This is a genomic window from Klebsiella sp. HMSC09D12, from assembly GCF_001808475.1.
Classification (GTDB): Bacteria; Pseudomonadota; Gammaproteobacteria; order Enterobacterales; family Enterobacteriaceae; genus Klebsiella; species Klebsiella oxytoca.
On sequence record NZ_KV793473.1, the window covers coordinates 179,904 to 199,092 of the forward strand.

18 protein-coding genes and 1 riboswitch are annotated in these 19,189 nt (G+C 57.6%); of the genes, 3 read left to right on the forward strand and 15 right to left on the reverse strand.

What is annotated here, in order from left to right; genetic code table 11:
- Nucleotides 1-146 precede the first annotated feature (146 nt).
- From HMPREF3178_RS12305 to HMPREF3178_RS12345, 9 genes are all read right to left on the reverse strand, one after another.
- The gene (locus tag HMPREF3178_RS12305; RefSeq protein WP_162098325.1) at nucleotides 147-1,628 is read right to left on the reverse strand and encodes a pyridoxal phosphate-dependent decarboxylase family protein; all 1,482 of its coding nucleotides are present in this window, start codon (nucleotides 1,626-1,628) and stop codon (nucleotides 147-149) included.
- Between the two features lie 9 nt (nucleotides 1,629-1,637).
- The gene (locus HMPREF3178_RS12310; RefSeq protein WP_017145898.1) at nucleotides 1,638-3,023 is read right to left on the reverse strand and encodes a diaminobutyrate--2-oxoglutarate transaminase; all 1,386 of its coding nucleotides are present in this window, start codon (nucleotides 3,021-3,023) and stop codon (nucleotides 1,638-1,640) included.
- A gap of 307 nt (nucleotides 3,024-3,330) precedes the next feature.
- Nucleotides 3,331-4,266, reverse strand: coding sequence for an ABC transporter substrate-binding protein (locus tag HMPREF3178_RS12315; RefSeq protein WP_017145897.1), 936 nt, complete (start codon nucleotides 4,264-4,266; stop codon nucleotides 3,331-3,333).
- 24 nt (nucleotides 4,267-4,290) lie between these two features.
- The gene (locus HMPREF3178_RS12320) at nucleotides 4,291-5,031 is read right to left on the reverse strand and encodes an ABC transporter permease (RefSeq protein ID WP_004112956.1); all 741 of its coding nucleotides are present in this window, start codon (nucleotides 5,029-5,031) and stop codon (nucleotides 4,291-4,293) included.
- Nucleotides 5,028-5,756: an ABC transporter ATP-binding protein gene (locus HMPREF3178_RS12325; protein WP_029496824.1), complete on the reverse strand. Its 729-nt coding sequence runs from the start codon at nucleotides 5,754-5,756 to the stop codon at nucleotides 5,028-5,030. The genes HMPREF3178_RS12320 and HMPREF3178_RS12325 overlap by 4 nt, the downstream gene beginning before the upstream one ends.
- Nucleotides 5,753-6,448, reverse strand: coding sequence for a TenA family protein (locus HMPREF3178_RS12330; RefSeq protein ID WP_017145896.1), 696 nt, complete (start codon nucleotides 6,446-6,448; stop codon nucleotides 5,753-5,755). Before HMPREF3178_RS12330 ends, HMPREF3178_RS12325 begins: the two co-directional genes overlap by 4 nt.
- A 69-nt stretch (nucleotides 6,449-6,517) precedes the next feature.
- A riboswitch (TPP riboswitch) is annotated at nucleotides 6,518-6,619 on the reverse strand.
- Between the two features lie 205 nt (nucleotides 6,620-6,824).
- Nucleotides 6,825-7,997: a Gfo/Idh/MocA family protein gene (locus HMPREF3178_RS12335; RefSeq protein WP_017145895.1), complete on the reverse strand. Its 1,173-nt coding sequence runs from the start codon at nucleotides 7,995-7,997 to the stop codon at nucleotides 6,825-6,827.
- Between the two features lie 14 nt (nucleotides 7,998-8,011).
- The gene (locus HMPREF3178_RS12340) at nucleotides 8,012-8,935 is read right to left on the reverse strand and encodes a TIM barrel protein (protein WP_017145894.1); all 924 of its coding nucleotides are present in this window, start codon (nucleotides 8,933-8,935) and stop codon (nucleotides 8,012-8,014) included.
- A gap of 184 nt (nucleotides 8,936-9,119) precedes the next feature.
- The gene (locus HMPREF3178_RS12345) at nucleotides 9,120-10,154 is read right to left on the reverse strand and encodes a LacI family DNA-binding transcriptional regulator (RefSeq protein WP_047719839.1); all 1,035 of its coding nucleotides are present in this window, start codon (nucleotides 10,152-10,154) and stop codon (nucleotides 9,120-9,122) included.
- A 167-nt stretch (nucleotides 10,155-10,321) separates the two neighbouring features.
- Between HMPREF3178_RS12345 and HMPREF3178_RS12350 the strand changes: the two genes are divergently transcribed.
- Nucleotides 10,322-11,464, forward strand: coding sequence for an alpha/beta hydrolase (locus tag HMPREF3178_RS12350; protein ID WP_026055959.1), 1,143 nt, complete (start codon nucleotides 10,322-10,324; stop codon nucleotides 11,462-11,464).
- Nucleotides 11,465-11,524: 60 nt separating this feature from the next.
- On the opposite strand, the gene ykgR is transcribed toward HMPREF3178_RS12350, so the two are convergent.
- The gene (gene ykgR / locus HMPREF3178_RS32100; RefSeq protein WP_004102022.1) at nucleotides 11,525-11,626 is read right to left on the reverse strand and encodes a small membrane protein YkgR; all 102 of its coding nucleotides are present in this window, start codon (nucleotides 11,624-11,626) and stop codon (nucleotides 11,525-11,527) included.
- A gap of 198 nt (nucleotides 11,627-11,824) precedes the next feature.
- On the opposite strand from ykgR, the gene HMPREF3178_RS12355 reads away from it, so the two are divergent.
- Nucleotides 11,825-12,250, forward strand: a complete 426-nt coding sequence (locus tag HMPREF3178_RS12355; protein ID WP_017145893.1) for a hypothetical protein — start codon at nucleotides 11,825-11,827, stop codon at nucleotides 12,248-12,250.
- Nucleotides 12,251-12,255: 5 nt separating this feature from the next.
- Nucleotides 12,256-12,816: an RNA polymerase sigma factor gene (locus tag HMPREF3178_RS12360; protein WP_029496823.1), complete on the forward strand. Its 561-nt coding sequence runs from the start codon at nucleotides 12,256-12,258 to the stop codon at nucleotides 12,814-12,816.
- A 99-nt stretch (nucleotides 12,817-12,915) separates the two neighbouring features.
- Here HMPREF3178_RS12360 and HMPREF3178_RS12365 read toward each other — a convergent pair whose 3' ends face one another.
- The 5 genes from HMPREF3178_RS12365 to HMPREF3178_RS12385 form a co-directional block, all read right to left on the reverse strand.
- A complete protein-coding gene (locus tag HMPREF3178_RS12365) occupies nucleotides 12,916-13,533 on the reverse strand; it encodes a TetR/AcrR family transcriptional regulator (protein ID WP_023329693.1) in 618 nt (205 codons plus the stop codon).
- An 11-nt stretch (nucleotides 13,534-13,544) separates the two neighbouring features.
- On the reverse strand, nucleotides 13,545-16,652 hold the full coding sequence (locus HMPREF3178_RS12370) for a multidrug efflux RND transporter permease subunit (protein WP_017145890.1): 3,108 nt from the start codon (nucleotides 16,650-16,652) through the stop codon (nucleotides 13,545-13,547).
- A gap of 16 nt (nucleotides 16,653-16,668) precedes the next feature.
- On the reverse strand, nucleotides 16,669-17,013 hold the full coding sequence (locus tag HMPREF3178_RS12375) for a hypothetical protein (protein WP_224226829.1): 345 nt from the start codon (nucleotides 17,011-17,013) through the stop codon (nucleotides 16,669-16,671).
- Between the two features lie 205 nt (nucleotides 17,014-17,218).
- Complete coding sequence (locus tag HMPREF3178_RS12380) at nucleotides 17,219-17,671, reverse strand: nuclear transport factor 2 family protein (RefSeq protein WP_004102035.1); 453 nt, start codon at nucleotides 17,669-17,671, stop codon at nucleotides 17,219-17,221.
- 51 nt (nucleotides 17,672-17,722) lie between these two features.
- On the reverse strand, nucleotides 17,723-19,048 hold the full coding sequence (locus HMPREF3178_RS12385; protein ID WP_049595820.1) for a glycoside hydrolase family 10-like protein: 1,326 nt from the start codon (nucleotides 19,046-19,048) through the stop codon (nucleotides 17,723-17,725).
- Between the last annotated feature and the right edge of the window lie 141 nt (nucleotides 19,049-19,189).

Genomic DNA, 19,189 nt, shown 5'->3' on the forward strand with positions numbered 1-19,189 from the left:
TCCTCAGCAGTCTGCAGGACTGTAGCCCGGGCAGACGCCTTGCGCCGACCCCGGGAAATGACGTGACAACGTCACAAGCTCAGGGCGATACCCAATAAAAAAGCCGATAAGGTAAGTTATCGGCTTTCGTGATCAATGCGAAAAGCTTACTGCGCCAGCAGCTCCTGGGCGGTGCGATCGACCAGGCTCAGCAGCACCTTCACGTCATCTAACGTAACGATCGGGTTCAGCAAGGTCAGCTTCAGGCAGGTAACGCCGTTGTGCTCGGTCACCCCGACGTTAGCGCGGCCGGAGGCCAGCAGCGCATCGCCAACCCGCTGGTTGAGCAGGGCGATGGCGGCGTCGTCACTGCCCGCCATCTGCTGCGGACGGGAACGGAACAGCACGCTCGCCAGTTGCGGCTGCATCACCAGTTCCAGCGTCGGCTGCGTTTCGACATAATCCGCTACGTTCAGCGCCATCGTCACGCCGTGATCGATGATTTCCGCATACTGCTTCTGGCCCAGCGCCTCAAGACCCATCCACAGCTTCAGCGCGTCGAAGCGGCGGGTGGTCTGCAGCGATTTGGACACCAGGTTCGGTACGCCATGCTCTTCATCGAACTCAGAGTTCAGATAGGCCGCCTGATAGCGCATCAGCTCGTAGTGACGGGCTTCTTTTAACAGAAACGCGCCGCAGCTGATGGTCTGGAAGAACTGCTTATGGAAATCCAGAGTGATGGAATCCACTAAGTCAATGCCGTCCAGACGATCGCGATACTTCTCAGACATCAGCAGCGCGCCGCCCCAGGCTGCGTCAACGTGCAGCCAGATCTGATGCTCTGCCGCGACAGCCGCGATTTCTCGCAGCGGGTCAATGGCCCCCGCGTCGGTAGTGCCAGCGGTAGCGACAATCGCCATAATCTGCTCGCCGTTAGCCTGAGCCTCGGCGATTTTCGCTTTCAGGTCCGCCACGTCCATCCGCGCGAATGGGTCGGTTTTCACCAGCGTCACGGAACGGTAGCCGAGGCCCATCAGCGCCATGTTCTTCTGCACCGAGAAGTGGGCATTTTCAGAACACAGTACTTTGTAGCGACGAACATCGCCCGGCAGACCATCCTGCTGGATGGAGTGGCCCTGGCGGGCAAAGAAGGCATCGCGCGCCAGCATCAGCCCCATCATGTTGCTCTGGGTACCGCCGCTGGTGAACACGCCCGCATCGCCAGCGCCGTAGCCGACCTGCGCACGCAGCCATTCAATCAGCTTGATCTCAATGATGGTGGCTGACGGGCTTTGATCCCAGGAATCCATGCTCTGGTTGGTGGCGTTAATCAGCACTTCCGCCGCCTGGCTAATCACCAGGCTCGGGCAGTGTAGATGCGCCACGCACTGCGGGTGATGTACCGACAGGCTGTCTTTCAGGAAGTACTCGATCGCACGTTCAATCGCCGCCTGGTTGCCCAGACCCTGTTCGTTGAAATCAAGGGTGATGCGCTCACGCAGTTCGTCAACGCTTTTCCCCTGATACATTTCAGGCTGCTGCAACCACTGCGCGACAGCCTGGCTGGTCTGGGCGATCGCTTGCTGATAGGCATCAATACTCTGTGCGGAACCAGCAAGAATCGGATTCAACTTGGACATTGCGGTCACTTACTCCACTCAGACCGGTTTTACGCCGGCGGCCAGCAGGGCCTGTTCAAATTTGTCGAAGAAAATTTCCAGCTCAGCGTTGCTGATCAGCAGGGACGGCAGCAGACGCAGCACGCAGCCGTGGCGACCGCCGCGCTCGAGGATCACGCCCGCTTCGAAGCATTTCTTCTGCAGCAGGGCGGAGAGTTCGCCGTCCGCCGGGTAGCAGCCCATGTGATCCGGCGCTTCGTTCGGTTTAACGATCTCAATACCGATCATCAGGCCCAGACCGCGAACGTGGCCAATCACCGGATAGCGTTTCTGCATCTCGGCCAGCTTGCCCTTCAGCCATTCGCCCTGAGCGGCGGTTTTATCCGCAATGTTATTGTCTTTCAGGTGGCGCAGGGTGGTCAGGCCGGTCGCCATCGCCAGTTGGTTGCCGCGGAAGGTGCCGGTGTGGTGACCCGGTTCCCAGGCGTCGAACTGCTTTTTGATACCGAGAACGGCCAGCGGCAGACCGCCGCCGACGGCTTTCGACATCACGATAATGTCCGGCTCGATGCCCGCGTGTTCGAAGGCGAAGAATTTACCGGTACGCGCAAAGCCCGCCTGAACTTCATCGACGATCAGCAGAATGCCGTGTTCCTGAGTCACTTTACGGATGCGCTGCAGCCACTCGACCGGAGCCGGGTTCACGCCGCCTTCACCCTGAACGGCTTCAAGGATCACCGCCGCCGGTTTACGCACGCCGCTTTCGACGTCGTTAATCAGGTTTTCGAAGTAGTAGGTCAGCGCTTTTACGCCGGCTTCACCGCCGATACCCAGCGGGCAGCGGTACTGGTGCGGGTAAGGCATAAACTGCACTTCCGGCATCATGCCGTTAACCGCCGCTTTGGGCGACAGGTTACCGGTGACGGACAGCGCGCCGTGGGTCATCCCGTGGTAGCCGCCGGAGAAGCTGATCACGGAAGTACGGCCGGTGTATTTTTTCGCCAGCTTCAGCGCCGCTTCTACGGCGTCAGCGCCGGAGGGACCGGTGAACTGCAGGCAGTATTCTTTACCTTCGCCCGGCAGCAGGGAAAGCAGGTATTCAGAGAAGCGATCTTTTAACGGAGTGGTGAGATCGAGAGTATGTAACGGCAAGCCGCTGGTAATGACACTTTGGATGCTCTGCAGCACATCAGGGTGGTTGTGACCGAGAGCCAGAGTACCTGCGCCGGCAAGGCAGTCGAGATACTGTTTGTTATCCGCATCGGTCAGCCAGACGCCTTCCGCTTTAGTAATCGCAAGGGGCAGCTTGCGCGGGTAGCTCCTGACATTCGATTCGAATTCAGCCTGACGGGCCAAAAAGGTATCGTTGTTTGCATCTAATAAATCTGCGCCTAAAGTATCAATACGGACTTTATCCGTCATCATATCACTCCCACAACCAGCGTTACGGTTGAGCGCTGGTTGAATAAAATGGTGTAAGAAAATGAATCGCCATGCATTAAAGCGGGCACAATATATGGCTTTTTAGAACCGCGTTCAACGTTTTATTGATTAAGCTATATTTACGTTATTTTTACACTGCAAAATTAACGCATAACGCATTGATAAAAAAGAAGTGTTTTAAAGGATGAAAGACCTTTAAAATTGTAATTATTAGTGAGGGATTCTCGCAATTTTTATTACTGCCGCCTGGCTATTGCTGGCGAAAGATTTCCGCCAGCAATGGTATGACTTAGTGCAGTTCAACCGCATAATTCGTTAAAGGTGTGACTTTTTTCACCAACTTGTTGTTATATAAAAACTGTTCATAAGCTTCATAACGAGGTTTATCCAGCGCTGCCGGATCGCTGGCAAACAGAGGAAGAGTTTTCAGCCAGGCCTGCTTGTTCAGCTCCGTGTTAAGTTCAGGATGCGCGTCGGCAAACGCCTGCCAGGTTTCCTGCGGATGAGCGCGAAGGTAAGCAACGCCTTTTTGCAGCGCTTGCAGGAACGTCCTGATTTTCGGCGCGTTGACGTCGTCCCGGTTGGCGACAATCACCAGCTCATCGTAGGCCGGGACGCCGTAATCCTCGACGTTCATCACCTGCGGATCTTTCCCCTGAAGCTGCAGTTCCAGCGCTTCGATATTACGATAGCCGCCAATCACCGCATCGACCTGTCCGGCCAGCAGGGCGCTGGTCAGCTGAAAGTTAACATTGATGAGCTTGATGCTTTTGGGATCGATTTTCGCGTGCTGTGCCATAGTGGCCAGCGTCGCTTGTTCGATTCCGCTTACCGAATACCCCACTTTTTTGCCCTGCAGATCGGCGGGAGATTTGATGCTTTTATCCAGCGCGATCACCGTGTTCAGCGGCGAATTAATCAGCGTGCCGACGCGGACCAGCGGCAGACCTTCATCGGCAAAAAAATGCACCTGCGGCTGGTAGGTAATCGCCAGGTCCGCCTGGCGGGCGGCGACTAATCGCGGCGGCAGCGCCGGGTCGGACGGTGGCACAATTTTAACGTCCAGACCCGCCTCTTTAAAGGCGCCAATCTGTTCAGCCACCACGATCGGCGCGTGGTCGGGATTGATATACCAGTCCAGCACCAGGGTGAGTTTTTCATTGGCCAGCGCCTGACCGCTGAACAGCGCGGCAAGCGTGATACCGGCATAAATACGTTTACGCATGGTTAGTCCTTTTATTTAAGAGCGTCATTCCGGCGTCCAGTTAATCAGCCGGTGTAAAAAAGCATCCACCGCCAGCCACAGCAGGACGGTCAGTAGCACCAGAATAAACAGGGCTGCAAAGCAGATATCGGTTTGCAGACGGGCATTGGCGTTAAGCATGACGTAGCCCAGTCCTTCGGCTGAACCGACCCATTCGCCGATAATCGCCCCGATGGGCGCAACGGCGGCCGCCATCCGCAGACCGGAACCGAGGGCCGGAAGGGCAGCCATCATGCGGACGTGGCGCAGCTGCGCGCCAAAAGAGGCGCCCATGGTGCGCGCGAGGTCAAGATAGTCCTGGTTAACCCGGCGCAGGCCGTCAAAAAACGCCGAGGTGACGGGAAAGAAGATCACCAGCACCGCCATCATAACCTTGGCGCTCATCCCGAAGCCGAACCACAGCACCAGCAGCGGGGCAAGGGCAAAGACCGGGATCGCCTGGCTGGTCAGCACCAGCGGCATCAGCCAACGCTGAAGGCGCGGCGAAACAATCATGCACAGCGCCAGTATCACGCCGAGCATAACGCCGAGCGCGAGACCGCTGAGGATCTCGCTTAATGTGATCAGCGTGTGCCCACCGAGGTAGGCGCGGTTAACCCACAGGGCACTTGCCACCGCCGAAGGCGAAGGCAGCAGAAAGGCGGGAATGCCGCTGCGGGTCACCAGCCACCAAATCAGGAGCAGGCCGCAGAACACCACGGCGGCGCGAAACAGTTTTGCGCTCATTCGTTAGCCCTTATCAGCTGTTGCAGCAACTCCGCCTGACCGGCTAATAGCGCCGGATCGTCCGGCGCGCGCGGCGGTATGCCGGACAAGCGATGCGTGTCGTCAATCCCGCCGGGGGCCGGGGAAAGGACGAGCAGACGGTGGCTCAGACGGCAGGCTTCCATCGGATCGTGGGTGATCAGTACAACGGTCCGGTTCACCAACAGCCGGGCGGCCAGGGACTGAATACGCGTGCGGGTGATCGTGTCGAGCGCGGAAAAGGGCTCGTCCATCAGCACGATGGGCCGGTCTTCGTAGAGCGTACGCGCCAGCGCCGCACGCTGACGCATGCCGCCGGAGAGAGCGGCCGGGCGGTCATCGGCGCAGTGTTCAAGCCCAACCTGCTGTAGCAGCGTAGTGACGCGCAGGTGATTGATGCGCTCCCCGCGCAGGCGCGCCCCCAGCGAGACGTTGTCGCGCACGCTTAGCCACGGGTAAAGCAGATCTTTTTGCCCCATCCACGCCAGGCGTCCGGCAATCGCCAGGCCATCGCTGGCGCGAACTTCGCCCCCAGAGGCTTTCGCCAGCCCGGCGATGATGCGCAGGAGGCTGGTTTTACCGGCGCCGCTGGCCCCCAGCAGCGAGCTCCACTGGCCGCCGGGAATAGAGAACGTCAAATTGTCGAAGATCGGTCGCAAACCAAAGCGCAGGCTCAGTCCGCGTACTTCGATGCCGGGAGCCATCACGCCTGGCGCTCCGCGAGGGCGTTAAGACCCATTTGCCAGAAGTTAGCCTCCAGGCGCGTAGCGGTCGTAAAAATGGCGCTGAGTTCGGCAAAACGTGCTTCGCCGCCGCGCTGCTGCCAGAGGGTTTCCAGCAGGTTTAAGGCTGCATTGACGCCGTTAAGGTAGCCCTCATCACCGTAGTTGCGGATCCACGAGGCATACGGGTTGGCAGTCAGCCGGGTCGCCGGGTCGTGCAGCAGACCGAGGCCGATTTCCGCATAGCCGGCCACGCAGGGCATCAGCGCCGCCAGTAGATCCAGCGCGTCGCCGGCGTGGCCTATGTCCAGTACGTAGCGGGTATAATTTACCGTTTCAGCGGCTTCCTCTTCAGCCGCCATCGTCGTTTCATCCAGCCCCCATCCCGTACAGTAGCCGACGTGCAGCGGCAGTTCGTCGAGAATGGCGTTCATGGACGCGGCGGCAACGCGCATTTCCGCGAGGGTACGCAGCTTGCTCACCAGCAGCGCGTAGCTGCGGGCAAAGTGGATCAGGAACAGGTAGTCCTGCGTCAGATAGCGACGAAAAGCGGGTTCGGGAAGGGTGCCGTCGGCAAGCTGGCGCAGGAAGGGATGGGCGACGTAGCGCTGCCAGTCAGCACCGGCCTGCAGGCGCAGACGACCATAAATACCCTGAGTAAATGCGGGAAGAATCACAGGACCTCCTGATAATAGGGAGATCCGGGCGTGCTGAATGAAGTGTGAACAGGCAATGGCGCAAAACTGGCGGAAATGCCAACCCGTCCCTTCGCTGGCATGACCCAGATCAGGTTCAAAGGGTTCGGCTTACGCCATCTCAGCCCTCACGGGACACCCCTCGGTTTGGCACCTGTTATACGACATTCGCTTTTTGATTACAATGCTGTGAATTTGCTGAGAGTTGGTGACACTGTCACGTTAAGACACTGCGATAAATGGCCGTTGTGCATCATTTTGGCCCAGTGGCGGCTGGCGTCTTGCCGGGCGCAGAACGGCCCGATTCTCTTTGGCCGGGCAAGGCGTCAGCCGCCGCCCGGCAAATATTATTTATGGATTAATGGAAATCGACCCAGCGGGCGCCACTGTCTGCTGAACGGACGCAGTTCTCAACCCAATGCACGCCGAGCGCACCGGCTTTGGCATCCGGGTACCAGAAGTTTTCCAGCAAAGCAGTGTCGCAACGATCGGTAGCATCCATGGCGATGGCGAAGCGGCGGTACAAATTCGACCAGGCCTCAAACAGCCCTTCGGGATGGCCACCGCCGATCCGGTCATCGTGCAGAGCCAGCGGGTCCAGATAGGGCATACCTCGTTCGAGAATGCGCACCGGCTCGCCCTGAATCTCATAGCGCAGCTGATTCGGCTGTTCATCCCACCACTCAAGGCTGGCTTTTTCTCCGACGATACGGACTTTCTGCCCGTGCATTGAGCCGCTGTTGACCGCCGAGCACCACATCGAACCCACGGCGCCGTTGTCGTACTCCATCAGCACATGCGCGTTATCCTCCAGCGGCGCGCGGCTTTTGACAAAGCTCTGGCGGGAGCACATCAGGCGAGTGATATTGAGCTTCGGCGCCATGGTCTCCGCCAGAAACAGCGGGTGAGTGGCGAGATCGCCCAGAACGTAGCTGGGACCAACAAACTTCGGGTCCACTCGCCAGCGGGTACTGGGGTTTTCCTGCTCCACAGGCTGGTTATGAAAACCGTGGGCGAACTGCATATTGATAATGCGTATCTCGCCCAGCAGCCCCTGCTCAATCATCTGCCGCGCCTGCAGAATCAGCTGATGACCGGCGTAGCCGTAAGTCACGCCGATGATTTTGCGCTGTTTTTCGCTCAGGGCCACCAGCGCATCGGCCTCTTCGCCGGTAAAACAGAGCGGTTTTTCGCAGACCACATGCAATCCGGCCTCCAGCGCCGCGCGGCAAATGGCGTAGTGGGTATTGTTCGGCGTAGCGATGGAAACCGCTTCAATACCGTCCTCCCGCGCGGCCTCTTCGCGAAACAGCGTTTCGTAGTCGGGGTAACAGCGCCCGGCCTCCACGCCCAGCTGCTGGCCAAACTCACGCCCGCGCTGAGCGTCAATATCGAAGGCCCCGGCCAGCAGGGTAAACGTGCCGTCGCGCAGCGCCGCGGAGCGGTGAATATAACCAATCTGGCTGCTTCCGCCGCCGCCCACCATACCCCAGCGTAACGACCGGCCAACAGGTTTAATACCGTTAATCATGTTTCATCTCCCGATTAAAAACCAACCGAATGCAGGTAGCGCAGGCTTTCCGTGACCGCCTTAAGGCTGCCCTCGACGTTGCGCGGGTCGCGCTCTTGCTCAATGGTGATCCAGCCTTGATAGCCGCGTTTGTCGAGAAAGGCGCGTACCGCCGGATAATCAATGGCACCGCTGCCGAGCGGACACATCACGCCCTCCGCGCAGGCAGAGAAGAAGTCGATGCCGCGGGAAATTACGCTCCTGAATACCTGCGGATCGACATCTTTAAAGTGCAGGTAGTCAAGGCGATCAAAATGGCGATCCAGCCAGCTGATGGGGTCCATACCCGAATAGAAGAGATGGCCGGTGTCGAGACACAATCCGGCAACATCATGGGGGATTTGCGCCGCGAGCAGGTCGATTTCGTCGGCAAACTCGATGCAGCCGCCGGCGTGAGGATGGATAACCGGGCGAACGCCGTACTCCTGCCACGCCAGTTGGCTGATGGTAATAATATGGCCGATCATCCGCTGCCAGTCGGCGGGAGAGAGGCGGGGGGCCAGTTCGCTGTGTCCGGCGTATTTCGCCCGCAGCGGATTGCCGAAATCAATAATCACCAGATAAGGCGGCTGGTAGGGGTTGCCCGGCGTCTTTTCCGCCGACGGAACCTGCGACAGGTTGCGGCAAATGTTATGCGTCAGTGCGACAATATTCGCAAAGTTCTCTTCGCTGACCAGATCGTCAAAGATCGTTCCGGCCACCAGCGACAGCCCCTGCTTATTCAGCGCGGCGCTGAGTTCATCGGCTCGGGTCGGCAGATAGCTCCACGGCCCCAGTTCAATACTTTTATAACCGGCCGTCGCCGCCTCTTCCAGCACCTTGGTCCACGGCGGCAGGTAAGGATTTTTGGGATCATCGACGCCCCAGCTGCACGGCGCGTTGGCAATATGTATGGTCATGATGGCTTCCTTTTCAGATGAGGAGAAAACATGACCAGTATTGAATGAAAATTTCATCTTCAACAATCATGAAATTTAAATTCTTTGATGGAATTCAAGGTTTATTTTGATGTCTTAATTGATAGTTTTTTATCAAATGTAGCGTTGAAACGGAGCGCGGAGAATATACCCGCGCTTTCGCCGATCAGAGGTTTTCTTTGGTGAGTAAATCAAACGGCTGCAGGGCGTTAATAAACGTCGCCTGCGCCTGGTGAGCGCACTGGACAAAGGCGTCGACGGTCGCTGAGGCGAATTCGGCAAGCCGATGAGCCAGCATCAGATCGATTGTCCCGTCGATTAGCGCCAGCTCGCCGTGGTCTACCGGGCCATGACAAATCAGCGTGACCTGATGCTGACGCTGATGCGCATGCAGCGCGGCGATAATCCCTTCCACGCCGCCGCAGGGCGCGTAGATGGCCTCCAGATCGGGATAACGCTGCAGCATCTCCTCCGTCACCCGGCGGGCGATATCGGCGCGTTCGTGGCTGCGTACAGGCTCCAGCACCCGGTCGCCTTTGCCATGTTCGCGCAGGTAGGAACGGAAACTTATCTCGCAGCTTTCCTGACAAATAAATCGGTTATCGCCAACGATAATGCCGATTTCGCCGCTTCCATGACACAGCCTGTCCACCGCCCAACCGGCGGTGCGGCCCGCTTTCTGATTATCCAGCCCAATGTAGCCGGTGCGTTGCGGGATGCTCATATCGGAGAGCAGGGTAAAGACGCGCACGCCTTTATCAACGGCCTGAGCAACGGCATGGCGGATAAGCGGATTATCCAGCGCCACAATACCGATTGCGTCAACCTCTTCGCTGAGGCGGGCGATTGCGGCAACCATGTCGTCAATGGCGTTAATGTCATAATGCAGAAACACCGGCGCCTGTGCCGGACTATGCCAGGGCAATGCCGCCTGCTCAAGCGCCTGCGCCAGCTGATGGTAAAACGAGTGCGACTCCTGCAGCAGGATGAACCCCATTCTCAGCGGGATCGCCGACTGACCGGCTGCCAGCCGATACTGCGATTGTTCGAGCGCAAAGCCTAAGCGCCTGGCGGACTCAAGCACTTTACGTTCGGTGCTCTCTTTCACGGGAGTTCGTTTATTCAACACTCTGTCCACCGTCGCGATACCGACTCTGGCGTCTCTGGCTATATCCTTCATGGTGACTTTTTTCGCTGACATTGTTCTCTTCCTGTGAGGTGATTGATAAAAATCTATCATTATTGTGCCGGATAAAAAGCGAAGCCACTCAGGGTTTATGCAAAACAGCAAAATGACCCGCTTCATTGAGCTGGTATTCAGGCGCCAGGGTCTACACTAAGTGCATCCCCATTATGGAACAGGATGTCATGACTTATTCCCTCTCAAAAAAATTCCTTACCGCCACCTCTGCGCTGCTATTGCTTTCCATGAGCGCTGTTCCGGCTAGCGCCGCTACCGACAGCACCGATGCCGTCTCTCCGCTCAGCGCGAAGAACGGGTTAAGCGAAGCGGCTAAGCAATATCTTCTGCGTTATCCTTCCCACAGCGGCGTGAACGGTAAAACCGCGCGCGAAGATACCGCGGCGGTCTTTATTCCCTTTGGCGCCACGCCGGAAGGGGGATGGCCAGTGGTGGTCTGGGCTCACGGTACCGTTGGCGTGGCGAATCACTGCGCCCCGTCGTTAAACCCGCGCAGCGATCGCGATAAGCAGTATCTGAACACCTGGCTGTCGCTGGGCTATGCGGTGGTCGCGCCGGATTATGCCGGTCTGGGCTCGTCCGGGCTGCACCACTATCTGAACGCCCGCGGCGAAGCGTGGAGCGTACTTGACAGCGTTCGCGCCGCCCTGAAACAGTTTCCGCTCAAAAATGAACTTATTCTGGTAGGACAGTCGCAGGGGGCGCATGCCGCCTTCGCCAGCGCCGGCTATCAGCCGCAATATGCACCCGAGCTTAATATTCGCGCAACGGTGCTGACCGGTACGCCTTATTTTGAAAAAGGGACCACCGCAGCCGACATTCTTCCGCCGGCAGGCGGCAAAGCGCCGAGCGGCGGCGATCCGAAAATTCCGTATATTTTCTATATTTATCTTTCAGCTGCCGACAGCAACCCGCAGCTCAATCCCGCCGACTATTTCCAGGACAAAGCGCTACCGCTGCTGAAAGAGGCGAACCATTTATGCATTACGCCGCTCAACGATGAGGTGATGAAGGCCGGTCTCAATGCGGCGAATGCCCTCAAGCCGGGAGTGGATTCGCTGTTAAACGCCAGCGTAGAAACCATGCTCTACCCGACGCTAAAAATCGATCATCCGGTATTTATCGGTATAGGCAGCGTCGATATCAACGTACCGACGGCGATGCAAAAACGCTTTGCGGATGCGGTTAAAAGCGCGGGAACCCGGGCGGACGTGCATATTTATGAGGGGCTGGATCATAGCGGAACGGTTAACCCGTCATTGCGCGACTCGGTGCCGTTTTTGATTAAGACGCTCAACGATAAGCGGTAATGGTGAGGGTCGATGAGCCGCCCTGAGCGATGGGGCGGTTCAGCGCAGGTATGACGTCGATTACCAGTATTTGGGGATCAGATAGCCATACATAACGACCGCGACAACAATCATCAGCGTAATAATTGCCCAGTCTGCTTTTAATGATTTTACTGCCTTCATAAGTTCCTCTTTTTTCTATGAATCACCGGGTAACGTTACCGCCGCCGCCCGCACCGAAAGGTGATGAAGATCACACAATAACATTTGTCGTACAAATAAAGTGTGTCGATTTTTAAATATTGTTAGCAATATTTTGTCCGCTCATTCGTCTACCTCTGCACAGGTTACTATTCACAAGCGTTATGAGGTAAACAAAGCATGAGAGATTTCGACAGGCGCGAGCAGCGCCATCAGCACCGTTTTGGTGACCACAGAATGGCAAAACCGCTTCTCATCGGCGCGGCATTAATCATCGTTCTCGGGCTGCTGGTCATGTCGCTATGGAATGCGCTACTGCCCGCTATCCTTGGGGTAAAGGGCATCGGCTTCTGGCAGGCGTTAGGTCTTCTGGCGCTGTCGCGGATCCTGTTTGGCGGTCTCGGTTTTCGCCCGGGAATGTTCGGTATGGGACACGCGCGGCGTCGAATGCATGAACGCTGGATGAAGATGAGTCCCGAGCAGCGCGATGAGTTTGTACAGCGCTTTGGTCATCGCGGGCATCGTGGCCACTGCGGCTGGCGCGATCGTCGTAGCGAAAATGCGCCGCAGCAGGAGCCTGCGGTGAAAAATACGGATCCCGAATGAGCGCAATGAAAAACGGCATCGCGACGCCATCGCGGCTGATTTCCGCTCTCGACGCCTGCCGGACGAAGCTGAAGGCGTTTATTCGCGCCCGGATCCCGCAAAGGGATGAGGCGGACGATATCCTGCAGGAAGTGACTTATCAGCTGATCCGCGTCGAGCAACCGGTGGAGAATATTGCCGCCTGGCTGTTCCGGGCCGCGCGAAACGAGATGACCGACAGGGCGAGAAAAAAGCGTGAGCTGCCGCTGGCTGGCGATTTCAGCGAGGAAGAAGAGGGTGGCTTTCCCGAGGATGAGCTGGCCGAGACGCTGTTTGGCGTTGCGCAAACGCCGGAGGAGACGTATCTGAAAACGCTGCTCTGGGAGGCGGTAAACCAGGCGCTCGCGGAACTGCCGCCCGCCCAGCGCGAAGCATTTGAGAAAACCGAACTGCAGGGCTACAGCTATCGGGAGTTGGCCGAAGAGACCGGCGCAAGCGAGCAGGCGCTGCTGTCGCGTAAGCATAAAGCGGTACTCTACCTGCGAACCCGCCTGCGCGCGCTGTATGACGATCTGCTCGCCGATTAGTCTTTCTTCGGCCTCTGGCGCGGGGCCGAAGACCTGGTCTTTATCCGCTTAGCAGAATAAGGGCGGCGACAGGCCTGAAAGTGGCTGCGTAAACCTGGATTATGGCCGGTAGCCCCAGGCCTTGAGAAAGACGGTAATCGCGCATTCCGCGAGCTGTTCCAGCTTCTCTGGCTCCACCGCTTTTTGCGCAATTAAGGCCCCCGGCAGCGGATAGCCCATAATCGCGCCGAGAAACGCCGTTGCTTCGAGCTCCGGATCGCTGATGGTCAGCAAACCTTCGTTTTTTTTCTGCGCCAGTATCTCGCTCAGTGCCTGCAAAACGCGCCCTGAGGGGCGCTGTTCGAGCGTGACGTAGAGTTCGGGCTTTTGCACCAGCACCTGGATCAGCAGGCGTTGAAAGTGAATATTCTCCGGCGCATAAAAGTGCGCTTGCACCACTTTCGCAAACCCGCGCAGCAGCGCGGGAAAATCCTGCTGACGCTCCTGCAAAAGCTGGCGCAGAGGCGGCTGCATGGTGTCATTGAGAAACGCAAATGTCTCCAGCAGCAGCGCGTCTTTACCGCCGGGGAAATGACTGTAGAGCGTCGGCCGCGAGGTTCCCGCTTCGGCGGCAATCGTATCCAGCGACACATCAAGCCCGTGCCTGAGAAACAGCTCGCGGGCGGTTTGTAAAATGCGTGGGCGGGCTTTCATTGGCCGCCCGCGTTGATTTCCCATCAATTGAGTCCTTACCGTTTGCGCCCTTTAAGGCGCATCATTCCTTGCTGTACCAGCAGGAAAAAGAGTGGAACGAAGAGCAAGGTCAGCAGCGTCCCGGTGAGCATACCGCCGATCACCGCGGTGCCAATCTCTCGTTGGCTGGAAGCGCCGGCACCGGTAGAGAGTACCAGAGGGATAACGCCGACAACAAATGCAAGTGAGGTCATAATGATGGGGCGTAAGCGCAGACGAGCGCCCTCCAGCGCCGCGTCGGATAAAGTTTTTCCTTGCTGAAACTGCGCCAGCGCAAATTCAACGATCAGAATCGCATTTTTGGCGGAAAGCCCCATGGTCGTCAGCATACCGACCTGGAAGTAGATATCGTTTTCATATCCGGCGAGCAGCGACGCGCTCACGGCCCCCAGAATCCCCAACGGCACGATCAGCAGTACGGCGACCGGAATCGACCAGCTTTCATACAAGGCGGCCAGACACAAAAACATAAAGGCCAGCGAGGCCAGATATACCCATAGCGTTTGCACTGAAGAGGCCTGCTCCTGCCAGGACAAACCGCTCCATTGCAGATCAAACCCACTCAGCGTGCCCACCAGTTCGGCCATTTCCGCCATCGCCGAACCGGAGCTGACGCCCGATGCCGCATTGCCCTGGAACTGCACGGCTGACAGTCCGTTAAAACGCTGAAGCATCTGCGGCCCGGTGGTCCAGCGCCAGGATGAGAAGCTGTCGAAGGAGGCCATGTTGTTGCTGTCGCCGCGGACAAACCAGGCGGATAAATTTTCCGGCGTCGAACGCCAGGCTGCGTCTCCCTGCATGTACACGCGCTTGACGCGCCCGCGATCGATAAAGTCGTTAATGTACACGCCGCCCCAGGCCGCAGAGAGAGTGCTGTTTATCGCGGCCTGATCCAACCCCTGGGCCTGCGCTTTCTGTCTGTCAACATCGACCTGCAGCTGCGCCTTCTCCTCCAGGCTGTTAATGCGCACCGCATCCAGTTCTGGCTGTTGTCTGGCGGCAGCGAGCAGGGTGTTTTGCGCCTCGATGAGCGACGGGCTGCCGTTTTGCGCGCTATCCTGTAGCCAGAGTTCAAAGCCGCTCGACTGCCCGAGCCCGCGCACGGTGGGTGGCGACATCACGCTGATGCTGGCCAGCCGGGAGGTTTTAACAAAGTACTGGTTCGCCCGGGCAATGATCGCCTGAGCGCTGTTCTGTTCTCCGGGACGCGCATCCCAGTGCTTGAGTTCGGCGAAGGCCATGCCGACGTTCTGCCCGCTGCCGGCGTTATTTCTGCCGGTAACCATAAAGATGACGTTGAGGTTATTCTCTTCCTCGCTCATGAAATAGCGGCTAATTTCCGCGCCGACCTCTTCGGTCATCGACATCGGCGAGCCGGAGGGAAGCGTAAACTGAACCATCACCGCGCCCTGATCCTCTTCCGGCAGAAAGCCGCCAGCCAGTTTCTGATACTGCCAGAGCATCAAAAACGTCAGCGCCAGGGCCAGCAATACAAAGCGGAAGGGGCGGACCGCTATCCGCCGGAGAATCGCCAGGTAACGATTCTGAGTGGCGGCGACGCCGCGGTTGAAACCGGAGAAGAACGGCCCTTTTTTAAGATGGCCGGGTTTGAGCAGATGGGCGCACAGCGTCGGCGTCAGGGTCAGTGCGACCAGCGCGGAAAGCACCATCGCCGAAACGATGGTCACGCTGAACTGCCGGTAGATAATCCCCACCGAGCCGCCGAAAAACGCCATCGGGATAAAAACCGCCGAGAGTACCAGCGCGATGCCAATCAGCGCGCCGGTTATCTCATTCATCGAGCGCAGCGTGGCTTCAAGCGGGGTAAGATCCTCTTCCACCATCAGGCGTTCAACGTTCTCCACCACCACGATAGCGTCATCAACCAGCAGACCGATTGCCAGAACCATCGCGAAGAGGGTGAGCGTATTGATGCTGTAGCCCAGCAGGCTAAGGATGCCGAAGGTACCGAGCAGGACGACCGGCACCGTGAAGGTCGGGATCAGCGTTGCCCGCCAGCTCTGGAGAAAGAGATACATGACCGCCACCACAAAAAGAATCGCCTCAATCAGCGTGCGCACTACGCTTTCGATAGAGACCGTCACGAACGGCGTGCTGTCGCGCGGATAAGCGGCGACAACGCCCTGCGGAAAGCGGGGCGTCAGGCGTTCGACTTCTGTCCGGATCTTCTCCGCCGTCTCCAGCGCGTTGGCCCCGGAGGCCAGCTGAATTGAGATTCCGGCTGAGGGGAAACCGTTGAGCGTGGTTTGGTTTTGATAGTTTTCCGCGCCGATCTCCACCCGGGCGACATCGCGCAGATAGACCACCGAGCCGTCGCTGTTGGTGCGCAGAATAATGTTTTCAAACTGTTCGGGATGCTCAAGGCGGGACTGCGCGGTGACCGTCGCGTTCAGATACTGCCCCTCCAGCGTAGGCAGTGAACCAATTTCGCCGCTGGTGACCTGAGAATTCTGCGCCTCGACGGCGGCCTGCACGTCGGAGGGCATCAAACCGTAGCCGTTCAGCTGCAGCGGATTGAGCCAGATGCGCATTGCGTACTGGGCGCCGAAAACGGTCGTTTCCCCCACGCCTTCCACCCGGCTCAGCGGCTCCTGCAGGGAGCTAACGAGAAAGTCGCTGATATCAAGGCTGGTTAGCGTTCGCGTTTGATCGTACAGGGCCACCACCATCAGGCTGTCACCCTGTGACTTGGTTACCGTAAGGCCTTGCTGCTGCACCTCTTGAGGCAAACGCGTAATGGCCTGATTAACGGCATTTTGTACCTGCACCTGCGCCATATCGGGATCAATGCGTTGATCGAAACTGAGACTAATACGCGCCTGGCCTGCTGAACTGCTGCTGGAGGAAAAATAGAGCAGGCCGTCGATGCCTTTAATCTGCTGCTCCAGCACCTGGGTCACGCTGTCTTCAACGGTTTCAGCCGAGGCGCCGGGGTAGTTGGCGGTGACGTTGACGCCGGGAGGAGCAATATCCGGATATTGTTCGACGGGCAGGGTCAGCAGGGCGAAAGCGCCGGTCGCCATAATACAGATAGCGATGACGGCGGCAAAAACCGGGCGAAACACAAAAAAGCGAGCCAGCATCGTTATGCACCTACGGTCAGTTGAGGGATTCTTGTAGCGCAAACACGGCCGGCGGTTCGCTTAGCCCGGGGGATGGGGGAAGTGCCGGCGTGGGTGGAGCCGGTAGCGCCGCATCCAGCGCCCTCGACAGAAAAAAGCGGCTGATTTCAGAACATGCAGTCGTACGCTGGTATTCACCCCACAGAAAGTCATAGGTCTGAATGCTGAAAATATTCTGCTGCAGTAAAAAATGCAGATAGCGTTGGCGCTGCTCCGCCTGCTGGCTAACGAGCAGGGCGTGACATAGCCTGGCCTGAGCCGGTTCATCTACACGTGAACATGCCGCCTGAATCTGCTGATCCTGCGTAGCCAGACTCAGCAATGCGGCCTTCGCTACGCAGGAAAGAAATGATAATCCAATGAAACAAAAGAGCTTTGCCCATCTTCCTTCGTTGAACATCCGCCTAACCCCGTCAGTTTATTTACTTTACAGTAAAGTAAATAAACTATTTAAACAAGTACCCATCTGTACGAGGCGAAAATGGGTAAAGCGGAGGGAATGATGAGCAGAGGAGCTCTGCTCAGGCTCAGAACATGCCGTTGCCGCTGGCGGTTTTCTGCGGAACGTTCTGGGTCACGTCCCAGTGCTCAACGATTTTATGCTGTTCATCAACGCGGAAGATATCGATAATCGCCCGCGTCACTCCCGGCTCGCGACCGGTTACCTCCACGTGGAGGATCACATGATCGCCGTCGACAAAGGCCTGCTTGATAACGCTGCGCGAGTCGGGATATTTACTCTTCAGGAAGGCGATAAACTGCTGAAAGCCTTCAACGCCGTCTTTCGCCATCGGGTTATGCTGTATGTAGCGGTCTCCGAGATAGGGCCTGGCGGCGGCAAAGTCCTTGTCATTTAACGCTTTGTTATAAAAATCAATGACGTTCTTCTTATTCAGCTGTTCGCTTTCACTGTTGCCCGCAAAAACAGCGGGCGACAGGGCGCAAAACAGGGAAAAGGCGATGAGCGATTTTTTCAACATACATCCTCCGGCGGTGATTGTAGTAACAGGCATCTGGCCTGTCAGGGGGAATCAACCTCCCCAGCGGCCTTTGAGGTAGTTAACGGCCTGCTGGGTCTGCGGCTGATTAAGGTAATTCTCTCTGAACAGAATAGTGCCCTGAATTTGCGGCATGGATTCATTCAGATCAAGCTGCTTTTTCAGCTCCGGCACGCCGCCGCTAATCATCCAGTCAGGCTCCCTCTTTGACGGTTCGCCAACTTTGTACAGCGCCACGCCGATATAAAGCCGGGTGTGGGTAGGCTTCACCACCTCAGCCCACCACTTTGCCAGCACATCGTAGCGCGCGGCGTCGCGGGCGAAGGGCCAGTAAATTTGCGGCGCGATATAATCCAGCCATCCCTGCTGAACCCACAGGCGGGTATCCGCGTAAGACTCATCGTAGGCCGCCGCGCCGCGGGTATCGGACCCGGACGGATCGTGAGAGCGATTGCGCCAGACGCCCGCCGGGCTGACGCCGAATTCTACGGCGGGGTTCAGCTGCTTGATAGTGCGGGAAACCTGCTCAATCAGCAGCTGGGTATTGTGCCGCCGCCAGTCCGCTTTGGCAGCAAAGCCCTGGCCATACTGCTGGAACGTCCGATTGTCGTTCAGCTTCGACCCCGGCGTTTCGGTATAGAAGTAATCATCGAACTGGACGCCGTCTACCGGATAGCGCTCTACGACCTCTGCCACGATGCTGGTGATCCAGTCGCGCACTTCCGGGATCCCCGGGTCGAGAACGAAACGGTCTCCGGAGGTACGGATCCACTCCGGATGCAGGACATAGACGCTGGCGGGAAACTGCGAAAGGGTACTGTTAAGCTCGGTGACGGTTTTGGGGCGAGTATTGACCGAGACGCGATAGGGGTTGAACCATGCATGAACGCGCATGCCGCGCTTATGGGCTTCATCCAGCATAAACTTTAACGGATCGTAGCCCGGGTCCTCGCCGATTTTACCGGTCAGCATATCGGACCACGGCAGGATCTTCGACGGCCAGAGCGCGGTGCCATCAGGTTTCACCTGGAAAAAAACGGTATTGATACCGAGGCTTTTTAAATTATCCAGCTTGGCAATCAGCGCCTGCTGCTGCAGGGCGATGCGGCGATCGGCGGTAATGCCGCCGTTCACGGATTCCAGCGGCGGCCAGTCGAGGCGCGAGACGGTTGTCAGCCAGACGCCGCGCACCGGCTCGTGGCTTTTGGGTAACGTCGGCTGCTTTGTTGCGGGCGGCAGCGGCGTGACAAGAGAAACGGGCGGTTTACTGCCGCAGTGCGACAGCAGCAGCGCTGCAGCGATAGCTACGGCGGATGCTTTTACTTTTTTCAGGATGCTATTACGGGAGTGAATCGTCATATTTGCCAGCATTTCTGGTCAGCGCACAAAGAAGTCATTTTCGTATTATTCTACTTTAAGTCAATAATTTAGCCATAGACAGCGCCGCTTTTGCCTCAGCAAATTTCGCAGCCAGTCGTCTGCGCCATCACGCAACGGCTG

What these genes read in the sequence shown, in the direction of transcription:
- HMPREF3178_RS12310 (WP_017145898.1), bottom strand. Translation starts at nt 3,023, where the DNA reads ATGATGACGGATAAAGTCCGTATTGATACTTTAGGCGCAGATTTATTA.
- HMPREF3178_RS12315 (WP_017145897.1), bottom strand. Translation starts at nt 4,266, where the DNA reads ATGCGTAAACGTATTTATGCCGGTATCACGCTTGCCGCGCTGTTCAGC.
- HMPREF3178_RS12320 (WP_004112956.1), bottom strand. Translation starts at nt 5,031, where the DNA reads ATGAGCGCAAAACTGTTTCGCGCCGCCGTGGTGTTCTGCGGCCTGCTC.
- HMPREF3178_RS12335 (WP_017145895.1), bottom strand. Translation starts at nt 7,997, where the DNA reads ATGATTAACGGTATTAAACCTGTTGGCCGGTCGTTACGCTGGGGTATG.
- HMPREF3178_RS12340 (WP_017145894.1), bottom strand. Translation starts at nt 8,935, where the DNA reads ATGACCATACATATTGCCAACGCGCCGTGCAGCTGGGGCGTCGATGAT.
- HMPREF3178_RS12345 (WP_047719839.1), bottom strand. Translation starts at nt 10,154, where the DNA reads ATGTCAGCGAAAAAAGTCACCATGAAGGATATAGCCAGAGACGCCAGA.
- HMPREF3178_RS12350 (WP_026055959.1), top strand. Translation starts at nt 10,322, where the DNA reads ATGACTTATTCCCTCTCAAAAAAATTCCTTACCGCCACCTCTGCGCTG.
- ykgR (WP_004102022.1), bottom strand. Translation starts at nt 11,626, where the DNA reads ATGAAGGCAGTAAAATCATTAAAAGCAGACTGGGCAATTATTACGCTG.
- HMPREF3178_RS12355 (WP_017145893.1), top strand. Translation starts at nt 11,825, where the DNA reads ATGAGAGATTTCGACAGGCGCGAGCAGCGCCATCAGCACCGTTTTGGT.
- HMPREF3178_RS12360 (WP_029496823.1), top strand. Translation starts at nt 12,256, where the DNA reads ATGAAAAACGGCATCGCGACGCCATCGCGGCTGATTTCCGCTCTCGAC.
- HMPREF3178_RS12365 (WP_023329693.1), bottom strand. Translation starts at nt 13,533, where the DNA reads ATGGGAAATCAACGCGGGCGGCCAATGAAAGCCCGCCCACGCATTTTA.
- HMPREF3178_RS12370 (WP_017145890.1), bottom strand. Translation starts at nt 16,652, where the DNA reads ATGCTGGCTCGCTTTTTTGTGTTTCGCCCGGTTTTTGCCGCCGTCATC.
- HMPREF3178_RS12380 (WP_004102035.1), bottom strand. Translation starts at nt 17,671, where the DNA reads ATGTTGAAAAAATCGCTCATCGCCTTTTCCCTGTTTTGCGCCCTGTCG.
- HMPREF3178_RS12385 (WP_049595820.1), bottom strand. Translation starts at nt 19,048, where the DNA reads ATGACGATTCACTCCCGTAATAGCATCCTGAAAAAAGTAAAAGCATCC.